This window comes from Streptomyces sp. NPDC059455 (genome assembly GCF_042750115.1).
GTDB classification, from domain to species: Bacteria; Actinomycetota; Actinomycetes; order Streptomycetales; family Streptomycetaceae; genus Streptomyces; species Streptomyces endocoffeicus.
Genome location: NZ_JBHYVB010000314.1, coordinates 1 through 4,711 on the forward strand (window position 1 = coordinate 1; position 4,711 = coordinate 4,711).

4 protein-coding genes are annotated in these 4,711 nt (G+C 74.0%); 2 read left to right on the forward strand and 2 right to left on the reverse strand.

Annotated elements, in window-relative coordinates; translation table 11 throughout:
* Positions 1 to 146: 146 nt before the first annotated feature.
* Together ACFXB5_RS50475 and hemE are read right to left on the reverse strand one after the other, a co-directional pair.
* Positions 147 to 1,694, reverse strand: a complete 1,548-nt coding sequence (locus ACFXB5_RS50475; RefSeq protein ID WP_385222043.1) for a hypothetical protein — start codon at positions 1,692 to 1,694, stop codon at positions 147 to 149.
* A 43-nt stretch (positions 1,695 to 1,737) separates the two neighbouring features.
* Positions 1,738 to 2,844, reverse strand: coding sequence for a uroporphyrinogen decarboxylase (gene hemE / locus ACFXB5_RS50480; protein ID WP_385222046.1), 1,107 nt, complete (start codon positions 2,842 to 2,844; stop codon positions 1,738 to 1,740).
* 91 nt (positions 2,845 to 2,935) lie between these two features.
* On the opposite strand from hemE, the gene ACFXB5_RS50485 reads away from it, so the two are divergent.
* Both ACFXB5_RS50485 and ACFXB5_RS50490 read left to right on the forward strand, forming a co-directional pair.
* On the forward strand, positions 2,936 to 3,667 hold the full coding sequence (locus ACFXB5_RS50485) for a DUF3000 domain-containing protein (protein WP_385222049.1): 732 nt from the start codon (positions 2,936 to 2,938) through the stop codon (positions 3,665 to 3,667).
* A 202-nt stretch (positions 3,668 to 3,869) separates the two neighbouring features.
* Positions 3,870 to 4,529 carry a response regulator transcription factor gene (locus ACFXB5_RS50490; protein ID WP_014175686.1) on the forward strand — a complete coding sequence of 220 codons (660 nt, stop codon included), beginning with the start codon at positions 3,870 to 3,872 and terminating at the stop codon, positions 4,527 to 4,529.
* Positions 4,530 to 4,711 lie beyond the last annotated feature (182 nt).

Sequence of the window (4,711 nt, forward strand, 5' to 3'; positions counted from 1 at the left end):
GGGGCTGAGATCAGCCCGTCCGGCGCTTGAGGACACGCCCGAAGGGCGTCCGGGGTCCAGGGGGCGGAGCCCCATGGTTCGGGAAGGGGCGGGTAGGGGAACAGCCCGCCGCAGGCGGCAAGCCTCGTCGGCCCCCGCGCCGCCGGTCAGCGCGCGCCGTCGATGATCCGCAGCGCCTGCCGGACCCGCTCGGCCACATGGTGGGGGCAGCTCCACGCCTCGGGGGCGAAGGGCGGCTCGGGCGTGTCGTACTCCCCCGGCGCGTACAGATGGTTGAGATGGGCGCCGTAAGGGTCCTCGTGGAAGCCGAAGTGACGGCGGCCCGCCAGCTCGGCCAGCACCTCCCAGGGGTGCGCGTCCCCGTGCGGGCAGGACCCGGCTGCCAGGTCGGCCGCCAGGTCGGTCCGCACCGCGCCGAGGATCGCCCGCAGATCCCGGTGGACGGCCTCGGGCGGGGCCTCCTCGCCCGAGGTCACCGACCAGCAGGCCACCAGCAGCAGCACCAGCCGCTCGCGCGGATCGGCCGGGCCGGCCGCGAACCGCCGCGCGGCCCACAGCCCGGCGTCCTCCGCGGCCTGCCCGTCCCGGCAGCGGAACCGCACGGCGTGGGTGAGCCGTTCGATGTCGAGCCGTCCGCCGGGGCGCAGCAGCACCTCGTCCAGGTGGGCGGTGTCCCGGAGGCCGAAGAGCCGTTCACGGCCGGCGCGCAGATGGTCCAGCGCCTCGCGGGCGATCGCGGCGAGGAAGGCCGGGCACAGCCATGCCTCCAGCGGCGCCGTCTCCAGCTCCTCGCGGTGCCAGTGGCGGTAGACGCCCCGGCCGCCGGGGCTGAGCAGATGGATGCCCACGGTGGCCTGCTCCGCGGTGTCCCGGCCGACCTCGGGGTGCTCACCGTCGCCGTGCGCGCAGGAGGCGCCGCCGAGGCCGGGCAGCACCGCCTCCAGGGCGTCCACCATGGTGTCCAGGACCCGCCGGTCGCGGATCCGGCCGCTGGCGGCGTACCAGCAGGCGGCGTGCAGGACGACCACGAGTCCGGCGCGGTGGTAGCCCAGGGGGTTGGCGACCAGGTTCCTGGCGTAGGCGGACAGCTCCTCGGCGGGGTCCACCGCCGCGCTCGGGTAGTCCCAGACGATCGAGCGCAGATCCTCGGCGCGGCGCGCGTCGCGGACCGGGAGCCGGGGCGGGATGCCGCCCACGCTGCCGGGGGCGATGATGTCGATGGCGACCCGCGCGTACCCGGCGATGTCGCGCGGGCACAGCCACTGCTCCTTGGTGGCGTCGTCCTCCCAGTCGGGGTCCCGGTCCTCGGCCAGCCCGTTGGTGAGCAGCGGCAGATCGTCCACGAAGTGGTCGATCCGGTCGTCCAGGTCGCTCTCGTACGGATGCGTCCGGTGGGCGCAGGGGGCCTCGCGCAGCCGCCGGTCGGTGGCGTGGAGCGCCTCCAGGGCCGCCGCGGCGACGTCCTTACGGGAGAACCGGCCGATGTGCGCGGCCATCATGACCAGCCCGAGCGTCCAGGCGTACGCCTCCTCGCCCGCGGGATCGGCCACCAGCCGCCTGGCACAGTCCAGGACGACCCGGTCCGAGTCGCCGCCATGGGTCTCGTGGAGGATGCCGTGCCAGTCGTCGACGAAGTGGACACACTCCGGCGACTCCTGCGGGGCTGACAGCGCGGTGGCGGGCATGTCGGTCATGCCCCTCACGACGCCACGGGAGGCACGCGGGTTCCCGCTTGGTTCAGACCTTCACAGAAGGTGCGCGCGATGCGCTCTGGGTGTGCACATACTCGACGAGTCGGGTCAGCGCGTCCGGATCGGTGCTGGGCAGCACGCCGTGGCCGAGGTTGAAGATATGCCCCTCCACCCCCCGGGCCGCCTCCAGCACCTCGTCCGCCTTGGCCTCGACGGCCGTACGCGGGGCGAACAGCACCGCGGGGTCGAGATTGCCCTGGAGCGCCTTGCCGGGGCCGACCCGCCGGGCGGCCTCGTCCAGCGGCACCCGCCAGTCGACACCGACGACGTCCGCGCCCGCCTCGCCGAGCAGCCCGAGCAACTCGCCGGTGCCCACGCCGAAGTGGATGCGCGGCACACCGTATCCGGCGACGGCGGCGAAGACCTTCGAGGAGGCCGGCAGCACGCTGCGGCGGTAGTCGGCGGGGGCCAGGGCGCCCGCCCAGGAGTCGAAGAGCTGGACGGCCGAGGCGCCCGCCTCGATCTGCACCTTGAGGAAGGCGGTGGTGATGTCGGCGAGCCGGTCCAGCAGCGCGGACCAGAGCGCCGGGTCGCCGTACATGAGCGCCTTGGTGTGCTCGTGGTTGCGCGAGGGACCGCCCTCGACCAGATAGCTGGCGAGCGTGAAGGGGGCGCCCGCGAAGCCGATGAGCGGGGTCGCGCCGAGCTCGCCGACGAGCGCTCCGATGGCCTCGGTGACGTACTTCACATCGTCCGGGTCGAGCGGACGCAGCCGCTCCAGATCGGCGCGGGTGCGGATCGGCCGCTCGATGACCGGCCCGACACCGGGCTTGATGTCGAGGTCGATACCGATGGCCATGAGCGGCACGACGATGTCGCTGAAGTAGACGGCCGCGTCAACCCGGTGGCGGCGCACCGGCTGCAGCGTGATCTCGGTGGCCAGGTCGGGCCGCATGCAGGACTCCAGCATCGCGGTGCCGTCGCGCAACTTGCGGTACTCCGGAAGCGAGCGCCCCGCCTGCCGCATGAACCACACAGGGGTATGGGGCACCGGCTCCCGGCGGCAGGCCCGCAGAAAAGCGGAATCGGCTGTGGAACTGGCCGCGGCACGGCCGGTCTGCTGCTGACCCGAGGGCCGCTCGTTGGCGCTCATGCCCCAGATTTTCGCACGGGCCGAACGAGTGACCCGCCAACCCGGGTGTTCCTCCCCGGTTAGGGCCCTCAATGCGCCTAGTCTTCCGGGCATGGCAGCGGTTCAAGGACACCTCGCGAACGGTGCTGACGGCCCTGACGGCACGGACGCGGGCGGTGAGGACACCCCTCCCGCCTTCCGGCATGCCGTCGCCGCGATGCGTGGTGTGCGGGTGCGGCCCGAGGTGGAGCTCGATCCGACCCCACCCCCGCGTCGGCTCGCACCCTACTCGTACGCGCTGGAGGCGGTGGTCACCGGCGCGGCGGGCGATGACGAAGAGCTGGCGGAGGGCCGGCTGATCCTGCTGCACGACCCGGCCGGACACGACGCCTGGCGCGGCACCTTCCGCCTGGTCACGCTGGTCCACGCGGACCTGGAGCCGGAGATCGCGGCGGATCCGCTGCTGCCCGAGGTGTGCTGGTCCTGGCTCACCGGCGCGCTGGAGGCACGCGGTCTGCCCTACGGGGAGCCCAGCGGCACGGTCACCCGGGCGAGCTCGCACTACTTCGGCGCGATGGGCGAGCGGGAGCCGTCCACCCGGATCGAGATCCGGGCCTCCTGGACCCCGTCCGACCACCCGTCCCCCGAAGCGGCCCATCCCGGCCCGCGCCGCCCGGAGCCGGCGGGAGAGGGCGCCGCCGAACGGCTGGGCGTGCCGGACACCGCGGGACACCTGGCCGCCTGGTGCGACCTCCTGTGCCAGATCGCGGGCCTGCCCCCGGCCGGCGCCACGGAGGCGGGGGTCGTCTCGCTGCCGCAGCGGAGGGGTCCCCAGGCGCGCTGAGCTTCGGGATGTTCGTGATGTTCGGGATATCCGGAAAAAGACGCTGAGCCTCCGGATGTCCTGAAAAAGATCGGGCACGATCGATCAGTCGTCCTAATTGCCCGAATTGTTACTCACCAAATCGTGATCATTCTCTAAAGCCCGGCCGTATCGGTGCCGAAGGACGTGGTGACCCGTCCCACCACTTCCCCAGGAGGACCTGGTGTCTGTTCTCCTCGAGCAACCGTCCAGCCTGGTCGCCTACCGCCCGAACAAGCCGACGGCCATGGTGGTCGTTGCCGACCCCCGCGTTCGTTCCACCGTCACCCGCCACCTCTGGGCCCTCGGGGTGCGCGACGTCATCGAGGCGTCGTCCATCGCCGAGGCCCGTCCCCGCATCGGGAATCCGCGCGACATCTGCGTGGCCGATGTCCACCTCCCCGACGGCTCCGGCCTCACGCTGCTGTCCGAGACCCGCGCCGCGGGCTGGCCCAACGGGCTGGCCCTGTCCGCCGCCGATGACATCGGCGCCGTACGGAACGCACTGGCCGGCGGCGTCAAGGGCTACGTCGTCACCGGCACCCGCACCAACCTCGGCATCCCGGGCCGCCCCGGCGCCGCCCCGCTCGGCGCCGCCGCCCGGATGCACCGCCGCCCGCCGGGCGCCCCCGGCCACCCGGGCGGCTACCGGGAGCTGTCAGGCCGCGAGGTCGAGGTGCTGAGGCTGGTTGCGGAGGGCCAGTCCAACAAGGCCATCGGCGTCTCGATGGGCCTGTCCGCGCTCACCGTCAAGAGTCACCTCGCCCGGATCGCCCGCAAGCTGGGCACCGGAGACCGGGCGGGAATGGTCGCGGTCGCACTGCGGACCGGAATCATCCACTGAGCCGTACCGCCCGCCCGGCCGCCACGCCACCGCCCACCACCCCCCGCGGGCGCGGGCGGGGCGCCGGGGGGGGCGCGGCGGGCGCGCGCGCGGGCGGGGGGCGGGGCGGGGCGCGCCGCGCCCCCCCCCCCCGCCGCGCCCCCCGCCCCCCCCCCGCCCCCCCGGGCGGCGCGCCCGGCGCG